The organism is Streptomyces sp. CHD11 (genome assembly GCF_018638295.1).
Lineage (GTDB): Bacteria > Actinomycetota > Actinomycetes > Streptomycetales > Streptomycetaceae > Streptomyces.
The window spans coordinates 266,371-280,757 of sequence record NZ_JABTTS010000002.1; the positions used below are offsets into that span (position 1 = coordinate 266,371).

13 protein-coding genes, 1 pseudogene and 1 riboswitch are annotated in these 14,387 nt (G+C 73.1%); of the genes and pseudogenes, 7 read left to right on the plus strand and 7 right to left on the minus strand.

All coding sequences use genetic code 11. The annotated features are described in order from the left end of the window. The first annotated feature begins 40 nt into the window (after window positions 1–40). On the plus strand, window positions 41–931 hold the full coding sequence (locus HTV45_RS02945) for a DUF1963 domain-containing protein (protein WP_215203991.1): 891 nt from the start codon (window positions 41–43) through the stop codon (window positions 929–931). Window positions 932–973: 42 nt separating this feature from the next. On the opposite strand, the gene HTV45_RS02950 is transcribed toward HTV45_RS02945, so the two are convergent. Beyond that, window positions 974–1,915 carry a M56 family metallopeptidase gene (locus HTV45_RS02950; RefSeq protein WP_215203992.1) on the minus strand — a complete coding sequence of 314 codons (942 nt, stop codon included), beginning with the start codon at window positions 1,913–1,915 and terminating at the stop codon, window positions 974–976. A 195-nt stretch (window positions 1,916–2,110) separates the two neighbouring features. Beyond that, window positions 2,111–3,325, minus strand: coding sequence for a fumarylacetoacetase (fahA, locus tag HTV45_RS02955; RefSeq protein WP_215203993.1), 1,215 nt, complete (start codon window positions 3,323–3,325; stop codon window positions 2,111–2,113). A gap of 531 nt (window positions 3,326–3,856) precedes the next feature. Between fahA and HTV45_RS02960 the strand changes: the two genes are divergently transcribed. Next, window positions 3,857–4,729 (plus strand): HAD family hydrolase, encoded by an 873-nt coding sequence (locus HTV45_RS02960; protein WP_215203994.1) that lies wholly within the window; start codon window positions 3,857–3,859, stop codon window positions 4,727–4,729. Here the strand turns inward: HTV45_RS02960 and HTV45_RS02965 are convergent. Then, window positions 4,693–5,175, minus strand: a complete 483-nt coding sequence (locus HTV45_RS02965; protein ID WP_215203995.1) for a transglycosylase SLT domain-containing protein — start codon at window positions 5,173–5,175, stop codon at window positions 4,693–4,695. The two genes, HTV45_RS02960 and HTV45_RS02965, sit on opposite strands and share 37 nt — an antisense overlap. 5 nt (window positions 5,176–5,180) lie before the next feature. Next, window positions 5,181–5,348, minus strand: a riboswitch (cyclic di-AMP (ydaO/yuaA leader). Between the two features lie 525 nt (window positions 5,349–5,873). Here HTV45_RS02965 and HTV45_RS02970 point away from each other — a divergent pair. From HTV45_RS02970 to HTV45_RS02985, 4 genes are all read left to right on the plus strand, one after another. Then, a complete protein-coding gene (locus HTV45_RS02970; RefSeq protein ID WP_215203996.1) occupies window positions 5,874–6,884 on the plus strand; it encodes a polyprenyl synthetase family protein in 1,011 nt (336 codons plus the stop codon). A 297-nt stretch (window positions 6,885–7,181) separates the two neighbouring features. Beyond that, window positions 7,182–8,405, plus strand: a complete 1,224-nt coding sequence (locus HTV45_RS02975) for a DUF2092 domain-containing protein (protein ID WP_215203997.1) — start codon at window positions 7,182–7,184, stop codon at window positions 8,403–8,405. Between the two features lie 39 nt (window positions 8,406–8,444). Next, complete coding sequence (locus HTV45_RS02980) at window positions 8,445–9,440, plus strand: ABC transporter ATP-binding protein (protein ID WP_215203998.1); 996 nt, start codon at window positions 8,445–8,447, stop codon at window positions 9,438–9,440. Further along, on the plus strand, window positions 9,427–10,296 hold the full coding sequence (locus HTV45_RS02985; protein ID WP_215203999.1) for an ABC transporter permease: 870 nt from the start codon (window positions 9,427–9,429) through the stop codon (window positions 10,294–10,296). Before HTV45_RS02980 ends, HTV45_RS02985 begins: the two co-directional genes overlap by 14 nt. A gap of 58 nt (window positions 10,297–10,354) precedes the next feature. Here the strand turns inward: HTV45_RS02985 and HTV45_RS33855 are convergent. The 3 genes and pseudogenes from HTV45_RS33855 to HTV45_RS02995 all read right to left on the minus strand — a co-directional run. After that, a pseudogene (locus tag HTV45_RS33855) lies at window positions 10,355–10,525 on the minus strand (flavodoxin); the annotation flags it as partial. Window positions 10,526–10,563: 38 nt separating this feature from the next. Then, window positions 10,564–11,646: an amidase gene (locus tag HTV45_RS02990; RefSeq protein ID WP_308309058.1), complete on the minus strand. Its 1,083-nt coding sequence runs from the start codon at window positions 11,644–11,646 to the stop codon at window positions 10,564–10,566. Between the two features lie 56 nt (window positions 11,647–11,702). Continuing rightward, window positions 11,703–12,215 carry a DUF6668 family protein gene (locus HTV45_RS02995; protein ID WP_215204000.1) on the minus strand — a complete coding sequence of 171 codons (513 nt, stop codon included), beginning with the start codon at window positions 12,213–12,215 and terminating at the stop codon, window positions 11,703–11,705. Window positions 12,216–12,374: 159 nt separating this feature from the next. Here HTV45_RS02995 and HTV45_RS03005 point away from each other — a divergent pair, with 159 nt between their 5' ends. Beyond that, complete coding sequence (locus HTV45_RS03005; protein ID WP_251691031.1) at window positions 12,375–13,847, plus strand: tetratricopeptide repeat protein; 1,473 nt, start codon at window positions 12,375–12,377, stop codon at window positions 13,845–13,847. Window positions 13,848–13,874: 27 nt separating this feature from the next. Here the strand turns inward: HTV45_RS03005 and HTV45_RS03010 are convergent, their stop codons facing one another. After that, window positions 13,875–14,348, minus strand: a complete 474-nt coding sequence (locus HTV45_RS03010; protein ID WP_215204002.1) for a VOC family protein — start codon at window positions 14,346–14,348, stop codon at window positions 13,875–13,877. Between the last annotated feature and the right edge of the window lie 39 nt (window positions 14,349–14,387).

A 14,387-nucleotide genomic window follows, 5' to 3' on the forward strand; every position in this document is an offset into this window, starting at 1 on the left:
AGGTGATGCGGTGTCAGTGCCCTGTGCCAGAGTGCGGGACATGAGAAATCCTGACGAATTCCGTGCAGCGGCCCGCGAGTTGGGCGTGTCCGACGCTTCTCTCACACTGATACTCAAGCATCTGCGGCCCGCCTACGCGCTGAGTGTCGGGGACGGATCGGCGGGGTGGCTGGGCGGGTACCCGGAGCTGCCGGCCGGCATGCCGTGGGACGGCGAGCAGGTCCTCGTCGCCGCCGTCGACCTGGCGGCTCTGCCCGAGCACTCCCTGGACACCGGGCTGCCGGGGGAGGGCCGGCTGCTGTTGTTCGCGGAGGAGTACATGGACAGGTTCGCCACGCTGGACGATTACGACGGATCGACCACCCTCCCCTACACGCTGTACATACCGCCGGGGACGGAGACAGTCGCCTGGGACTCCTCCTCCGGGGGCGAGTTCTTCGTCCTCGATCGCAGGCCGCTCCAGGCCGAGACCGTCTGGGACCTGCCCGAGGACATGCACCTGGACAACTTCTTCAGGGACCCGGCGGACATGGACGCCGAGGAGCGGGAGATGTACGAGGAGGCCGTGGCCCTCGACGCGGCGGTCGAGGAGTTCCGGTCCCTCGCCGGGCATCTGGCACCCCTGGATCTCGCCGACTCGTACTACGTGAAGCTGTGCGGAGTGGCGCACCCCCAGCAGGAAAGTGTGGAGACCGCGGTCGTCGACCGGCTCGAGGAGCGGAAGGAGGTGGGCGCGATCGGCCCGTATCCGGACGCGTACGAGTCCGGCTTCGTCACCAGGGAGGAGCAGGAAGCGGCCTGGAAGCCCCTGGCGGAAGCCGGCCAGAACGGTCTCTTCCACGAGGGTGACGGGGTGCTGTACTGGATGGTTCCGGGCGTCGACCTGGCCCTCGGCAGGTTCGACCGCACCGAAGTGGTCTACCAGTGCTGACCACCGCGCGGTGACGGCGGTGGACGCCTGACGACAGGTCTCCTAGGGCAGAGTGCTCAGCAGGCCCGGGGCGAAGGTGATGAGCAGCGGTACGAGGGGGACCAGACTCGCCGCCGTCGTGGTCAGGACGCGGTCGCGGCGGCCGAGGCGGGGCGGAGGTTCCAGGAGGCGGTCGACGCGCTCCCCCAGCAGGCGGTGGCTGGAGGCGCAGGAGAGCACACCCCGGTGCTGGTTGAGCTCGATGAGCGCCAGGGCGGTGGTCAGATGGCCGCAGCGCCGGGAGGCCGTGTCGTCGGCGGACAGCTCGACCAGACGGTGGGTCTGGTCGCAGAAGTGGGCGAACAGCGGGATCCGCGGAAAGCCGGTGGCCAACGCCGTGGAGAGGTGCAGCAGCCAGTCGTGGCGGGCGCGGGCGTGACCGCGCTCGTGGGTGAGGACGGCGTCGAGCTGGTGGTCGGTGAGGCGTTGCAAAGCGCCGGTGGTGACGATCAGCTGGGGCGGACTGCCGGGCATCCACCAGGCGTCGGGGTACTCGTCCTCCAGTACCAGCAGGGGACCGCGGGAGACGGGGAGGCCGGCGGGCAGATCGGGCGCCCGCTCCCGCAGGAGCGCCCGGGACCGGGCACGGCGGCGGCGGGCCTCGACCAGTTCGCGTCCCAGCACGGCCGTCGTCCAGGCCGCCCCGCAGGCGAGCAGCACGGTGAGGACGGCAGTCCAGGGCGAGGCGGCCGACAGGTCGTAGGCCTCGGACACGGCCGGCGGGGCCGGAGCGAAGAGCTGGGCGCGGACGGTGCCGAAGACGGCCGCGGCGCCCAGCGCGAGAGCCGTCAGACAGCACAGCAGCACGGTGGCGACCAGGCACTGCCACACCCACAGCCCGACCACCGGCTCCCGTTCCGGCCAGGCCGCCCGGGTCAGCGCCCGGGGGACGGGCACGGCGGCCGTCACGGCGACAACACTCAGCAGGAGCAGGCAGAAGGCCATGCCACGGGCTCCGGATCCTGTCGGAAGGGACGGCTCGGGGGCGTGCGGGTCGTGCGGGTCGTGCGAGGTGTGCGAGGCGTGCGTGAGAAGGGGGTGCGTGGGCGCGCGGACACGCGCACACCGCCCCACGCCGATTATGACGGCGAAGGGCGGTGTGAGTCAGGGGGCTTCGGGGATCGGACAGGGCCGGCAGGGTCAGGGCGCGGGGACCACACGTCCCGTGACCTCGCCGAGGCCCACCCGCACGCCGTCCGGCCCCGGTGCCCAGGCGGACAGCGTCACCACGTCCCCGTCCTCGAGGAACGTCCGCTTGCCGTCCGGGAGTTCGAGGGGCTCGCGGCCGTTCCAGGTCAGTTCCAGCAGCGAGCCGCGCTCCCGCTCGGTGGGGCCGCTCACCGTGCCGGAGCCGTACAGGTCACCGGTGCGCAGCGAGGCGCCGTTGACGGTCATGTGGGCGAGCTGCTGGGCGGCCGTCCAGTACATGGTCGAGAAGGGGGGCTCGGAGACGACATGGCCGTTGACGGTGACGGTGATCCGCAGGTCGTAGCCGCCGGGTTCCTCGTCGGCGTCGTCGAGGTAGGGCAGCAGCTCGTGGGTGCGCTCCGGCGGTGCCACCCGGGCCTCCTCCAGCGCGTCCAGCGGGGTGATCCAGGCGGACACCGAGGTGGTGAAGGACTTGCCGAGGAACGGGCCGAGGGGGACGTACTCCCAGGCCTGGACGTCGCGGGCGGACCAGTCGTTGAGGAGGCAGAGGCCGAAGACGTGGTCGCGGTAGTCGCCGAGCGGCACCGGACGGCCCCGCTCGGACGGTGCGCCGACGACGAAGCCGACCTCGGCCTCGATGTCCAGCCGGACGGACGGCCCGAAGACGGGGGCGGCGTCGGTGGGCGCCTTGCGCTGGCCGCAGGGGCGGACGACGTCGGTGCCGGACACCACGACCGTGCCGGACCGGCCGTGGTAACCGATCGGCAGGTGCTTCCAGTTGGGGGTCAGTGAGTCCTCGGCGTCGGGCCGGAAGATCCGGCCCACGTTCCGGGCGTGGTTCTCCGAGGCGTAGAAGTCGACGTAGTCGGCGACCTCGAAGGGGAGGTGCAGGGTCACCTCGGACAGCGGGTGGAACAGCGGCTCGACGGTCTCCCGGTGCGCGGGGACGGTCACCCAGGCCGTGAGCGCCCGCCGTACGTCCGACCAGGCAGTACGGCCCGCCGCCAGCAGCGGGTTCAGGGTCGGCCGGGCGAGCAGTGAGGCGTAGGGGGAGCCCAGCGCGTGCGCCGCCGCGCCGGCGTCGAGGACGTGGTCGCCGAGCCGGACACCGACGGTCCGCTCCGACGAGCCGGGAGGAGAGAACACGCCGTACGGCAGATTATGCGGGCCGAAGGGGTCGCCCTCGGGGACATCGAAGGGGGGCATCGGGTGCTGCCTCGCTTTCGTGTGCGCAGGTGCTCCACGTGTCCGTGGCCGTGCCACACGTTACGGGTGCCGCGGCGGTCTTGGGCAGAGCGGGAGGGGTGATGCGGCGGCGAAGCGGGTGCGTGGGCGTGGAGACGCGGCCCCAAGAGCGTCACGCGCCGCTGGTTCCGGCCGCCGGACCGCGGCGGGTGCAGGCGCCGTCGCACCCGCTCGACGCGACGACCGGGGTGCGCGGTGCGTTCGCCGCGTCGCGCGGTTCCCGCCGGCGTTCCCGTTCCCCCCCGCCGAGCTCCTCGGGCCGCGGCACGCGCGCGTCCCCTGCTCACCTGCCCCCGGGTCAAGTCGCCCTGGACTCCGGGAAGGTACCGCCCGGTCCCGGGTGGACGGTGGAGAGCGGACGATGTTCCTGCCAACCGGTGAAACAGTCATGAACCGGTCCGTACCCGGTGCCCACGGAAGGGGAATCGCACCGAAAGCGAGCGGATACGAGCACCGTGAATCGGACGGTCGTGTTGTCCGTATTCTCTGATCATGGCCGCACCCACCGATTGTTCGCTCATCGCCACCGACCTGGACGGGACGCTGCTGCGCGGCGACGACACCCTGTCCGACCGGTCCCGCGCCGCCCTCGCGCGGGTGGCGCAGACCGGTGCCCAGCACCTCGTGGTGACGGGCCGCCCGGCCCCCAGAGTGCGGCCGCTCCTCGACGATCTCGGCAGTACCGGGCTCGCGGTGTGCGGACAGGGCGCGCAGGTGTACGACGCCGGCGCGGGCCGGCTGCTGTGGTCCGTCACGCTGGACCGGGAACTGGCGGAAACCGCTCTTGGCAAGATCGAGGCAGAGGTGGGGGAGGTGTACGCCGCGGTCGACCAGGACGGGGTCGACGGGCTGACGCTGATCGAGCCGGGTTACCTGATGCCGCACCCGACGCTGCCCGCGGTACGGGTCGAGCGGCGGAGCGATCTGTGGGAACGGCCGATCAGCAAGGTGCTGCTGCGCCACCCGCGGCTGTCCGACGACGCGCTGGCCGCGGCGGCGCGCTCGGTGGTCGGTTCGCTGGCCACGGTCACCATGTCGGGGCCGGGGACCGTGGAGCTCCAGCCGTGCGGGGTGACCAAGGCGACCGGGCTCGCGCTGGCCGCCGAGCACCTGGGGCTGAGCCCGGCGCGGACGGTGGCCTTCGGCGACATGCCGAACGACATCCCGATGTTCGACTGGGCGGCGCACGGCGTCGCCATGGCGAACGCGCATCCCGAACTGAAGGCGGTGGCCGACGAGGTCACCACGTCGAACGAGGACGACGGCGTGGCCGTCGTCCTCGAGCGACTGTTCGGGGGTGCGGCCGTGCTCGGCCGTCAGCGGTCGGCTCAGTACGCGCCGAAGACGTTGTCGATCGAGCCGTAGCGGTCGGCGGCGTAGTTGCAGGCCGCCGTGATGTTCGCGACCGGGTCGAACGGGTCGAAGACGGTGCCGGGCACGTGGTACGCCTGGAAGGTCGGGTCGATGACCTGCAGCAGCCCCTTCGAGGGGGTGCCGGCGGCCGCGTTGGAATCCCACAGGTTGATGGCGGCCGGGTTGCCGGAGGACTCGCGCATGATGTTGCGGTGGATGCTCTCGTAGGAGCCCGGGATGCCGTGCTGCGCCATGACCGACAGCGACTCGCGGATCCAGCCGTCGAGGGTGTCCGGGTACGTCGTCGTGCTGGTGGCGGTGGTGGGCGCCGTGGTGGCCGCGGCGGCACCGGTGGCGCCGAACAGCGGGAGGGCGACCACGGCGACGCCGGTGCCGGCGACGGCGAGGGAGCGGACGAGGCGGCGGCGGCCGAAGCGGGGCTGACCGGAAGCGGGCATGTCTGTGTTCCTCTCCTGCGCCTGCGAGGTGAGCTGTCGGGTTCGGGCGGGAGAGTGCCCGGCCGTGCCCCTGCGGGCATGGCTTCACCCCGAGCCGTTCCGGCGCGTGGCCGGCCCGGCGGCTTACCTGGGTCCCCCGCTCCTGCCCTGCGTGAGTTCGTCGGTGGGTGTGATGCGGGCGGTGGCAGGATTCGGCGTCCGCCCGGCAGGCCCGGAACGTATGCGAGAGCGGATGTCGGGAACAAGTGAGGACGTCACACAAGAAGCCCTTTGATCTTCGAATGGGCGATTTGGGAAGCTCGGTCCTTTGTGGGTGCCAAGGGTCAACTCCGCTTCGGGCAACGGGCGGAGACGGCTGCGGGGGAGCCGTGGAGGAGGCGGCTCGCGCGTGACTCACTTCACTGACCGCGAGGCGGGTGGCCATTTGCCGCCAAGGGGAAAGCGTGCGCCAATTGCGGCGAATCGGGCGACGTGCCGGGCAGGATGGTCCGGGCATCATTGAGTCCGGAAAGCAGGGGAATGTCCGTTGTCGGTGAACGGTCGGAAACGCCCTGCTCCCGATCTCGTATCGCCCTGCCTGGAACCCCGGGTGCCGGTGGTGATCGAAAGGTGACCGGATACGCTGACTCGAGTGAGGGCAGCGACCTATCGACATTCCCTGTGATCGCCAGTGGACACCAGCAGACAGGAGACCCCACGTGACCGTCGTCGGGCCGTTCGGGCTGAGCGTGCGGGACCAGGCTCTGGAAGCCGATGTCCAGGCCGGAATGACGGCTGTCGAGGAAGGGCTGATCGAGGCCACCAAGAGTGAGGTCCCCCTCATCACGGGTGCCGCCCAGCATCTGGTGCGGGCCGGCGGCAAGAGGTTCCGTCCGCTGCTCGTGATGCTCGCCGCCCAGTTCGGCGACCCCTACGCGCCCGGCGTGGTGCCCTCCGCCGTGGTGGTGGAGCTGACCCACCTGGCCACGCTGTACCACGACGACGTGATGGACGAGGCCGAGGTGCGGCGCGGAGTGGACAGCGCGAACACCCGCTGGGGCAACTCCGTCGCGGTCCTCACCGGCGACTTCCTCTTCGCGCGGGCCTCGCACATCCTGGCCGACCTCGGCCCGGAGGCGGTGCGGGTGCAGGCCGAGGCGTTCGAGCGGCTGGTCACCGGTCAGATCCTGGAGACGGCCGGGCCGCAGGACGGCCGCGACCCGGTCGACCACTACCTGGACGTGCTCGGCGGCAAGACCGGCTCGCTGGTCGCCGTCTCCTGCCGCTTCGGCGCGATGATGTCCGGCGCCGACGAGACGGTGGTCGACGTGCTCACCCAGTACGGCGAGCGGCTCGGCGTCGCCTTCCAGCTCGCCGACGACGTCCTGGACATCGCCTCCGACACCCACGAGTCCGGCAAGACCCCCGGCACCGACCTGCGCGAGGGCATCCCCACGCTGCCCGTGCTGCGGCTGCGCGAGCGGGCGGCCCGGCTGGGGGTGGCCGAGGACATCGCCCTGTGCGAGCTGCTCGACTCCGACCTCACCGACGACGCCCGGCACGCCGAGGCGCTGCGGCTGCTGCGCGCCCACCCCGCGCTGGAGCAGGCCCGCCGGGACACCGTGCGGTACGCGGAGGATGCGCGCGCGGTGCTGGCCCCGTTGCCGGAGTGCGACGCGAAGGCGGCACTCGTGCAGCTCTGCGACGCGGTGGTGCACCGCGCGGGCTGAGCCGGCGCGGTGGTGTTCCACGGGAGCTGAGCCGGTTCCTGCCGGGCCGTCACCCGGTCCCCGCGTCACCCCTCCTCGCGACCCCTAGTGGTCACAGGAGGAATCCGTCCTCCGTGTCATACCCCAGCAGTACATGGAGTTGCGCCCGCGGTCTGACGTATTCACCTGCCGGATTTGGTCAGATGGACAACGACGGACAACACCACTTCTCACCGGTTCGGGTGAGAATGGCGGCTCAGGGCGAGACTGGTGCGAGGAACACGAGACGGAAGCCGCCGCCGACCACGGAGGGCACACATGGCACCGTACGAATCCGACGACAGGACCACCGCGGGGGAGGTCGACGAGCCGCGCACGGGGCGGCGCAGGGCCGCGCGGTACGTCGTCCCGGTCACGGTGATGGGAGTGGCGGCCGCGACCATCGGGCTCGTCCCCGCGATCGCCAGCTCCGGCGATCCCGACCTCCCGGAGATCACCGCCGCACAACTGATCGAGAAGATCGCGCAGTCGGACGTCGAGCAGTTGTCCGGCACCGTGAAGATCACCACCGACCTCGGACTGCCGGACCTGGGCGGACTGGAGAGCGGCCTGATGTCCGGTGCGATGGAGCAGGGCGGTGACGACGGCTCCTCGGCCGATCCGTCCGCCAAGCTCACCGAACTGGCGTCCGGCACGCACACCCTGCGGATCGCGGCCGACGGCCCGGACCGGCAGAAGGTGTCGATCCTGGAGAACGCCGCCGAGTACAGCCTGATCCACAACGGCAAGGACGTCTGGGGCTACGACAGCGCGTCCAACGAGGTCTACCACGGCACGGCCGAGGCCTCCGGGAAGGACCGGGAGCAGCGGCGGCCCCCGGCCACCCCGAAGGGCTTCGCCGAGGAGGCGCTGAAGGCGGTCGACGACACCACGTCCGTGACCGTCGACGGCACCGCCCAGGTGGCCGGCCGGGACGCGTACAGGCTGGTCGTCAAGCCCAGGCAGTCCGGCTCCACGGTCGGCGCGATCAGCATCGCGGTCGACCACAGGACCGGTATGCCGCTGAAGTTCACGCTCACCCCGTCGAGCGGCGGCGCGGCCGTCGTGGACGTCGGCTTCACCAAGGTGAGCTTCGACCGGCCGGCCGCGTCCACGTTCGAGTTCACCCCGCCCAAGGGCGCGGAGGTGACCGAGGAGGGCGCACTGGACCGGGGCCGGGAGCACTCGCGGGGGCCGGAGCGCGGGCCGAAGTCCGAGGAGGACCTCGCCAAGGGCCTCGACGGGATGCGGATGCTCGGCGAGGGCTGGAACACCGTCGCCACCTTCGACACCGGCGCCGGGGGCGGCATGCCCACCGGTGACGCCGGCGGTGACGTCGAGGGCTTCCTCGGCTCGCTCGGTGACCAGGTCAAGGGCGAGTTCGGCACCGGCACGGTGTTCAGCACCCGCCTGGTCAACGCCCTCTTCACCGACGACGGCAAGGTCTATGTGGGCGCCGTCACCAAGGACGCGCTCGTGAAGGCGGCCGACGCGGGGAAGTAAGGCCCCCGGGGCCGGCCGCGACAGGGAACGAGGGAGCCGATGGGCGAGGCGTCCGCCAGGGAGCCGGACGGCGCGGGCACGCAGCCCGGCGCGTACGAGGGTGACGGTGCGGTCATCACCACCCGCGCGCTCACCAAGCGCTACCGCGGCGGACAGCTCGCCGTCGACGGTCTGCACCTGACCGTCCCGGAGGGCAGCGTCTTCGGCTTCCTCGGCCCCAACGGCTCGGGCAAGACCACCACCATCCGCATGCTGATGGGTCTGATCGAGCCGACCTCCGGCACGGCGCACGTCCTGGGGCGCCCCATGCCGCGCTCCGCGCGCGCCGTGCTGCCCCATGTCGGGGCCCTCATCGAGGGCCCCGCCCTCTACGGCTTCCTCTCCGGACGCGACAACCTGCTCCGCTACGACGCCGCCGACCCCACCGCCGATCCGCGCACCCGGCGCGTCCGCGTCGCCGCCGCACTGGACCGGGTGGGCCTGACGGCCGCCGCCGGCAAGAAGGCGAAGGCGTACTCCCTCGGTATGAAGCAGCGTCTCGGCCTGGCGGCCGCCCTGCTGCAGCCGCGCCGGCTGCTCGTCCTGGACGAGCCCACCAACGGCCTCGACCCGCAGGGCATGCGGGAGATCCGCACACTCGTCCGCGCACTGGCCTCGGACGGGACCACCGTCTTCCTCTCCTCCCACCTGCTCGACGAGATCGAGCAGGTGTGCACCCATGCCGCCGTGATGACCCGGGGCCGCCTGATCACCCAGGGCCCGGTCGCCGACCTGGCCGCGGGCTCGCGTGGCCGGCTGGTGGTGACCACACCGGACCCGGCCGACGCCGCCCGGGTGCTCAAGGAGCAGGGGGTCGCCGATGTCGTGGTGGCCGAGGACCGGGTGACCGGAGAGGCACCCGAACGGGACCTCGCCGAGGTCAACGCGGCACTGGTCACGGCCGCCGTCCGAGTCCGCGGTTTCGGGGTCGAACGGGCCTCCCTGGAGGACGCGTTCGTGGCACTGACCGGGGAGGGCTTCGATGTGGCGGGCTGAGGCGGCACGGAAGGCGAGCCCGCTGTGGACCCTCGGTCTGTTCCGCAGCGAGCTGCTCACCACCTTCCGGCGCTGGCGCACCCTCGCCCTGCTCGGGGTGCTGGCGGCCGTACCGGTCCTGGTCGGCATCGCCGTGCGCATCGAGACCGGTGACGGCGCGTCGGCCGGCGGCGGGGGCGGCGGAGGGCCGGCGTTCATCTCGCAGATCACCAACAACGGCCTGTTCCTGGTCTTCACCGCGCTCGCCGCCACCCTGCCCTTCTTCCTGCCCATGGCGATCGGGGTCGTCGCGGGCGACGCCCTCGCCGGCGAGGCGAACGCCGGCACCCTGCGCTACCTCCTGGTCGCCCCCGCCGGCCGGACCCGCCTGCTGCTCACCAAGTACGCGGCGGTCATGACCTTCTGTCTGGTCGCCACCCTGGTGGTCGCCGTCTCCGCGCTCATCACCGGCGCGCTGCTCTTCCCGCTCGGCGACCTCACGACCATCTCCGGCACCCGGATCGACTTCTCCGAGGGTCTGGTCAGAACCCTGCTGATCGCCCTGGTCGTCGCCGCGTCCCTGACCGGGGTGGCGGCGCTCGGCCTCTTCGTCTCGACGCTGACCAACAGCGGCATCGCGGCGATGGCGACCACGGTCGGGCTGCTGATCACGGTCCAGATCATCGACCAGATCCCGCAGCTGCACGCCGTGCACCCCTACCTGTTCTCCCACTACTGGCTGTCCTTCGCCGACCTGATGCGCGAACCGGTCCACTGGGAGGACCTGACGAGGAACCTCGGCCTCCAGGCCCTCTACGCGGCCGTCTTCGGCTCGGCGGCCTGGGCGCGGTTCACGGCGAAGGACATCACCGCGTAGGCCGTACGGGCAGCACGGGCGGGCCGGGGCGCGTGACGGTCCGGCCCGTCCCCGGACACGCGGCCGAGTCGTTCAGCGTGCCGATCAGCGGGCCGGCGACGACCGGCCTCTCGTGGGCGAGCGCGGTGACGCCGCGGAAGGTGCGCCCCGCCATGGCGGTCTCGACGTCGAGTCCGGCCGTACGCAGCCGGCCCGACCAGTGGTCCGGGTAGCGCTTGGTCCCGGCGGAAGACCTCGGAGGTCCGGAGTTCCCGGGGCCGCGACGGCTCAGGCGAGGGCCCCGCGCCGCTCCGCCTCCCGCGCCACGGCGAGCAGCAGATCCTCCCGCCCGCGCGGGGCCACCAGCTGGAGCCCCGCCGGGCAGCCGTCGGCACCGAACCCGGCAGGGAGACTCAGCGCGGGGTGCCCGCTGACGTTGAACGCCCAGGTCAGCGCGGTGGAGTAGACGTCACCCGGGCCCTGGTGGCCATGCGGTGCGGTGGGTGTCGCCGGAGTGAGCAGCAGGTCGGTGCCGGCGAAGAGGGCGTCCAGGCGGCGGTTGTTCCCGGCGCGGACGCGGTGGGCGCCGGTCCGGTCGGCGCCGGGAGTGCGCAGGGCCGTCCAGGCCGGGGCGGGGTCGAGCAGCGAGAGCCGTTCCGGGGGCCGCACCAGCCGTACGATCCCCGCGTCGACGAGCCGGCCGGCCGCCGACCGGGCCGACGCGACCGGCTCCGGATCGGGACGGGCGAAGCCGAGGCCGGGGGACCACACGGCGGACAGCGGCCGGCGTACGGGCGCCTCGTCCACGCCGGACGGCGGCCGCACCGCCCGCCACCAGGCCGTCGCGTCCGCGGCCGTACGGGTCAGAACGCCGGGAGCCGCGAGGCCCGTACGGTCGGGGGAGGGGAGCAGGCCGCCCGTGATCTTCAGGCCGACGACCCCGCACCACGCCGCCGGGATCCGCACCGAGCCCGCGCCGTCACCGCCCGTCGCCAGCGGCACCAGCCCCGCCGCCACCGCCACCGCCGCCCCGGCGCACGAACCGCCCGGGGTGCGGTCCGACCGCCACGGATTGACGGTACGGCCGTGGGCCCCGAGCCCCCAGGTCTGCCACGGCGTCCCCGGGCCGGGCACCGAGGTGGCGCCCACCGCGACACACCCGGCCGTGAGCAACGGGCCCGCCGTCCGCAGTCCGTGCCGTCCCTTGACCGCGATCGGCACCCCGGCCAGCGGCAGCCGCTCCCCGGCGGCGACGCGGGCGTCCACCTCCGCCGCCCGCCGCAGTGCCTCCCCGGCCCACACCTCGAGGAAGGCGCACAGCACCGGGTCGGCCCGGTGGATCCGTTCCAGCGCCCCGGAGACCACTTCCACGGCCCGGAGCGCGCCCCCGCGCACGGCGGAGGCGATCTCCGTGACGCCGTCCCCGCTCAGCGCGTCGCACCCGTCAGCCGGGCCGGGGAGTCCGTCCCGTGCGGTGGCCGGCCGCCCAGGCCGCCCACGCGCCACTCGGGCACCCAGGGGACCCGGTACACGTCGATCACCGACTCGACGAGCCGGATGCGGTGGGCGAGGGGGCGCGGCAGCCGTCCCGGCGCGTCCGCCACCAGCACGACGGCCTCCAGGTCGAGTCCCGGGGGCGCCTCCCCGCTCCGGAACGCCTCCACGGCCGGAATCACCGAGTCCAGGCCGGCCGCGTGCGTCCGGGCGACGAACAGCACCCACCGAGGATCGGCGGGCCCGGGCCAGGCGCGTCCGCTGTCGTGACCGCCGTAGACGGCGGCGAGTGTGGAGACACCCGCGCCACCGTGCAGGCCGACCCAGGAGAAGCGCCGGGGCGTCGCGTGCGCGGGGGCGTGCTCCGGCGGGGTCGCCTCCGCGCCGGGGGGCGCCACCGGCCCCCGGATCCAGATCTCGGGTCCCTCTCCCATGCCTGTCCGCATGTTCCCTCTCCTGCTCGTCACCTCGATCCTCATGCCGCCGGACGGAGGTGAAACCAGGGCCGGCGGCCGTTGGGACGAGCCTGTGACACCGCGGTGACGTGAGAAGCGCGGGCGAGCGGACAGACTCGACGGTAGGTGTACGACCCGAATGAGGGAACGATGTCGCGACTCAGCCGCGAGAAGAAGCGGGAACAGCAGCAGGACGCGCAGGCGGCGCACCGTGCGGCGGCGCCGATCGAGGTCCATGTTCCCGCCGGAGCCGGAGCCGGAGCCGGAGCCGGAGCCGGAGCCGGAGCCGGAGCCGGCGCGGGCGCGGGAGTGGCGTCGGTCGACGGGGTATCGGTGATCGCGGGGCCCGGTGAGGAGATCCAGCACGCGGTACTGGCCCGTCTCCACCGCATCGCCATCGCCTCCGGGCACGCCGTCCTCGCCGTCGTACGCGACGAGCGCATCGGCTATGCCGTCCGGCTCCAGGTCGAACCGGACGGCTCCAGCCGCTTCACGGCGGAGCCGGACCGCCTGAGCCCGGACCGCGACCGTGAACGGGACCGTGACCGTGACCGGGACCGTGACCGGGGACCGGCGGACGCGGGGGACACGGCGGAGCCCGCGCGGGTGCCCGACGCGGACCGGCCGACACACCTCCTGCGCTCTGTACCGGAACCGCAGGCAGCCTCGGGCCAGGCGTCGGGGCAGGCTCTGGGCCACGCCTCGGGTCATGCCCCGGGGCAGGTAGCCCCGGGTCAGGCTCCGGACCGAACCCCGGGCCCGGCCGCCGTGCAGGACGCCACTCCCACCTTCAGGCTGCGCCCGGCCTCCGCGGCACAGGCTTCCGGGGACGCCGTACCCACCTTCGCGCTGCGGTCCGTACCCGAGCCGGTGGAGGGCACGTCGCCCGGCACCGTCGCGCCCCCCACCGGCGAGTTCGGTCCGCCCCCGCCCATGGACGCCGGATCGCGGCACCCCGCGGAGCCGTCCTCCGGGCCCGGCCTTCCGGCGTCCCCCGCGCTCACACCGCGGTCGTCCTCCGGGTCCATGTCCCGCCCGCTGACCTCCGGCGCCACACCCGAGCCCGACCTCGGGTTCGACCCCGACCCCAGGCCCACCCCGCCCCGCGGCTTCGACGCCGTGGCGGAGGCGGTGCTCGGCGACGAGCCCTTCACCACCTCCGGCTCGAACCACCTCGCCGACCCCATGGCCCGGGTCAACGAGGCCGTCCGGTCCGGCCGGATCGACACCGCCGCCAGCCTGGCCGAGCAGACCGTGGCGCAGGCGTCGGCCACTCTGGGCCCGGAACACCCGGAGGTTCTCCGCCTGCGCGAACTCACCGCGTACATCGCCTACCTGGCCGGTGAACCGCTGCGCGCCTTCCGGCTCTCCCTCGACCTGGCCCTGATCTGCCGCCGGGCGGCGGATCCGGAGGCCGCCTACGGCAACGTCCGCAGTGCCGCCACCGCATGGCGCGGGGTGCGCGACCCGCTGCTCGGCCTGGAGCTCGGCCACGAGCTGATCGCGCTGTGGAGCGAGCTCGCCGCCGGGGGCGGCGCCGCCGCCGACGAGATCGAGGAACTGGAGTCCGCCCGCGCCCGTATGGGCCGCCTGACCGGACGGGCCCGCGCGCGGCAGTCCTGAGCCGGGACCGGCGTCCTCACCCGGCACTCAGTGCAGGCAGAACTCGTTGCCTTCCGGGTCGGTCATCACGGTCCACCCCCCGGCAGGCTCCTCCACCCGCCGCAGCACACGTGCCCCGATACCCTCCAGCCGCCGGAGTTCCTCCTCACGGCGCCCCGCACCGGGATGCAGATCGAGGTGCAGCCGGTTCTTGACGGTCTTGGGCTCGGGGACCCGCTGGAACAGCAGCCGCCGCCCGAGGCCGGTGCCGCTCTCCTCGTCGTAGGGGTCGTCCGGGTGCCGTACCGCCGCCAGGTCGCGCCAGGCCCGGCGGTCGTGGGATTCCACGACGAGCTCGGCCGGCACGGCTCCCGCGCCGAGCAGCTTCCCGATGAGGGCGCTGTTGTCCTCGACCACGTACCGCAGGGCGGAGGCCCAGAAGTCGGCCTGCCTGTGCGGGTCGGCCGCGTCGATGACGACCTTCCAGTGCACGGGCGCGGCCGGAGTCGGTGTCTGCGTCATGCGACCAGTTATAGGGCCTGGCGCTGACATCGACGCTGC

What these genes read in the sequence shown, in the direction of transcription:
- HTV45_RS02945 (WP_215203991.1), top strand. Translation starts at nt 41, where the DNA reads ATGAGAAATCCTGACGAATTCCGTGCAGCGGCCCGCGAGTTGGGCGTG.
- HTV45_RS02985 (WP_215203999.1), top strand. Translation starts at nt 9,427, where the DNA reads ATGTGGCGGGCTGAGGCGGCACGGAAGGCGAGCCCGCTGTGGACCCTC.
- HTV45_RS03010 (WP_215204002.1), bottom strand. Translation starts at nt 14,348, where the DNA reads ATGACGCAGACACCGACTCCGGCCGCGCCCGTGCACTGGAAGGTCGTC.
- HTV45_RS02975 (WP_215203997.1), top strand. Translation starts at nt 7,182, where the DNA reads ATGGCACCGTACGAATCCGACGACAGGACCACCGCGGGGGAGGTCGAC.
- fahA (WP_215203993.1), bottom strand. Translation starts at nt 3,325, where the DNA reads ATGCCCCCCTTCGATGTCCCCGAGGGCGACCCCTTCGGCCCGCATAAT.
- HTV45_RS03005 (WP_251691031.1), top strand. Translation starts at nt 12,375, where the DNA reads ATGTCGCGACTCAGCCGCGAGAAGAAGCGGGAACAGCAGCAGGACGCG.
- HTV45_RS02980 (WP_215203998.1), top strand. Translation starts at nt 8,445, where the DNA reads ATGGGCGAGGCGTCCGCCAGGGAGCCGGACGGCGCGGGCACGCAGCCC.
- HTV45_RS02950 (WP_215203992.1), bottom strand. Translation starts at nt 1,915, where the DNA reads ATGGCCTTCTGCCTGCTCCTGCTGAGTGTTGTCGCCGTGACGGCCGCC.
- HTV45_RS02995 (WP_215204000.1), bottom strand. Translation starts at nt 12,215, where the DNA reads ATGCGGACAGGCATGGGAGAGGGACCCGAGATCTGGATCCGGGGGCCG.
- HTV45_RS02960 (WP_215203994.1), top strand. Translation starts at nt 3,857, where the DNA reads ATGGCCGCACCCACCGATTGTTCGCTCATCGCCACCGACCTGGACGGG.
- HTV45_RS02965 (WP_215203995.1), bottom strand. Translation starts at nt 5,175, where the DNA reads ATGCCCGCTTCCGGTCAGCCCCGCTTCGGCCGCCGCCGCCTCGTCCGC.